Below are 2,551 nucleotides of genomic sequence, written 5' to 3'. Positions count from 1 at the left end.
GGCATCTTGGTAGACAAACCCGCCATCAATATGTTTAAAATCCTTCTCATCGTTTGCAAGAACAAGCTTATCATGACCCATTTCAAAGAGTTTGATACGTTTTTTAGAAGCAAAAACCTCTTGCGCCTCTTCGGTAATGCGACCAGCAATTATGACTTCTAAAAATATCTCGTTCATCTTAAGTGCCAGCTCTTTTGTTACGATACCATTAACCGCGACAACACCGCCAAACGCTGAAACAGGGTCACACTTTAGAGCCTCTACATACGCATCTACAAGATTCTCACGGATAGCAAAACCGCACGGATTGCCATGCTTAGTTATACAAACCGCATTGTCGCTTCCAAAAGCAGAAGCTATCTTAACCGCGCCGCTTAGGTCGTTTAGGTTATTAAAACTAGCTTCGCCTTTTAGTGTTTTAAAGTTGTTTGAGTAGTGTTTGTCAAACTCGTAAAGCGCCCCTTTTTGGTGAGGATTTTCGCCATAACGAGTGTTCATAACCTTTTCTCCGACTATAAACTGCTTCTCGCCGAAACCGCCGTTAAATCGCTTATTCATGTAGTTTGCGATCATTGAGTCGTATGCTGCGGTATGCTCAAACGCTTTAATCATAAGACCTCTTCTAAACTCAAGAGTGTTTTTCTCATTCTCTATCGCATCAATCACTTTTGCGTAATCATTTACATCAGTCACAATCATAACGCTGTCAAAGTTTTTAGAAGCAGAGCGCACCATTGCAGGACCGCCGATGTCGATATTTTCTATTATCTCTTCAAAATCGTCAGTCTTCTCTATTGTCGCTTTAAAAGGATATAGATTTACACAAACCAGATCAATTGCTTCAACACCCAACTCTTTCGCCTGATCCAAGTGAGACTGCTTGTCACGTCTGTGTAAAATCCCGCCGTGAACGTATGGGTTTAGGGTTTTTACTCTTCCTTCAAAACACTCTGGAAATTTTGTGACCTCATCTATCTCGATAGCTTTTATACCCTCTTCTACCAATATTTTATAAGTTCCGCCAGTTGAGATAATCTCGAAACCGTTTTTTACTAAAGATTTACAGAAATCTACTACGCCGTTCTTGTCGCTAACACTTACCAATGCTCTTTTCATTAATGACCTTGTGAAAATAAATTATGGAATTTTATCTCATTTGAGATTAGAAGATGGTAAACTTAAAAAAATGAAAATTGAGAAAAGCAGATGAAAAATATAGCCATTTTATGCTCAGGCGGTGATGTTAGCGGTATGAATCCCGCCCTGAAACATTTTGTAGAGTATTCACTGCAAAATGGTTTAACCCCCTACTTTGTTTATGACGGCTTTGAGGGGCTGATTGATAACAAAATTCACAGAGCAACTCATAAAGATGCAGCAGGAATAATCAACCGCGGCGGAACCATAATCGGGAGTGCTAGAAGCAAAAGATTTATGCAAAAAGAGTTTAGAGAGGTAGCAAAGAAAAATCTTGACGCTCTTAACATCGAAATGCTTCTTGTCCTTGGCGGTGACGGCTCTTTTAAAGGAATGGATATTTTCTACAAAGAGCACCGGGTAAAATTCTGCGGTATTCCATCTACAATTGATAACGATATAAACGGCACAGAGTACTGTTTGGGGGTCGATACTGCACTAAATGTCATCAAAGACTCAATCGACAACGTCAGAGACACAGCAGCCTCATTCTCAAGAGCTTTTGTTATAGAGACCATGGGAAGAAACTGCGGCTACTTGGCACTTGTCTCAGCTCTATGCAGCGGCGCTGAACTCTGTCTTATCCCAGAGATAGAGCATAATCTAAAAGAGTATGAAGAGAGTTTCAAAGAGCAGATAAGAAGCGGGCGCAGATATTTTATAGCCGTGGTATCAGAGGGGATAAAAGAGGAGTCAAGCGAGATTGCAGAGTGGTTTGAAGAAAAGATTGGGTTGGAATCAAGAGTAACTATCTTAGGACATACGCAAAGGGGCGGAAACCCGACAATCTACGACAGACTTATGGCATATAAATTTGTAACCCACGCAATTGACGGTCTGCTTGGCGGCAAAAATGAGAGCGTCATCTGCTACACAAAAAAAGGTTTTGAGTACAAAAGCATAGATGAAGTGGCGAACAAAAAATATGAACTAGATAACGAGCTTTTGGGCTATCTGAAGAGATTTTAGATGTATAAACTAAACTTTTTTGTGCCCTCTGAAGATAAAGAGAGAGTAAAAGAGGCGCTCTTTGCTATAGGTGTCGGCAGATATGAAAACTATGAATGCTGCTCTTTTGAAACACTCGGAACCGGACAGTTCAAACCAATAAACAAGGCAAATCCATATATCGGAGAACTTGACAAAATAGAGAGAGTCTCAGAGTATAAAGTAGAGATGATCTGCTCTGATGCACTCATAAAAGAAGCTGTTGAAGTTTTGAAAAAGAGCCACCCATACGAAGAGGTGGCTTACGAGGTTTTTAGGATGGAAGAGTTTTAGAATTTTTATATAATAATATTAAAAAACCATCCTATAAAGAATAGCTTAAACCAATAGTTATTTTTTATAGACA

Annotated in this window: 3 protein-coding genes; 2 read left to right on the top strand and 1 reads right to left on the bottom strand. The window is 39.7% G+C overall.

The window, feature by feature from the left end; genetic code table 11:
* On the bottom strand, positions 1 to 1,116 hold a 1,116-nt coding region (gene purH / locus RQ763_RS11325; protein WP_314153086.1), incomplete at its 3' end, for a bifunctional phosphoribosylaminoimidazolecarboxamide formyltransferase/IMP cyclohydrolase.
* A gap of 90 nt (positions 1,117 to 1,206) precedes the next feature.
* Between purH and RQ763_RS11320 the strand changes: the two genes are divergently transcribed.
* Complete coding sequence (locus RQ763_RS11320; RefSeq protein WP_314153085.1) at positions 1,207 to 2,166, top strand: 6-phosphofructokinase; 960 nt, start codon at positions 1,207 to 1,209, stop codon at positions 2,164 to 2,166.
* The gene (locus RQ763_RS11315) at positions 2,167 to 2,478 is read left to right on the top strand and encodes an NGG1p interacting factor NIF3 (RefSeq protein ID WP_314153084.1); all 312 of its coding nucleotides are present in this window, start codon (positions 2,167 to 2,169) and stop codon (positions 2,476 to 2,478) included.
* Positions 2,479 to 2,551: the final 73 nt, after the last annotated feature.

It is taken from the genome of Sulfurimonas sp. (genome assembly GCF_032250635.1).
Taxonomy (GTDB): Bacteria; Campylobacterota; Campylobacteria; order Campylobacterales; family Sulfurimonadaceae; genus Sulfurimonas.
Note: the sequence above shows the minus strand (reverse complement) of the source record. Positions and strands in the feature narration are given on the sequence as shown.

Excerpts from the sequence above, each read along its gene's own strand:
- RQ763_RS11320 (WP_314153085.1), top strand. The coding sequence starts at position 1,207 with ATGAAAAATATAGCCATTTTATGCTCAGGCGGTGATGTTAGCGGTATG.
- RQ763_RS11315 (WP_314153084.1), top strand. The coding sequence starts at position 2,167 with ATGTATAAACTAAACTTTTTTGTGCCCTCTGAAGATAAAGAGAGAGTA.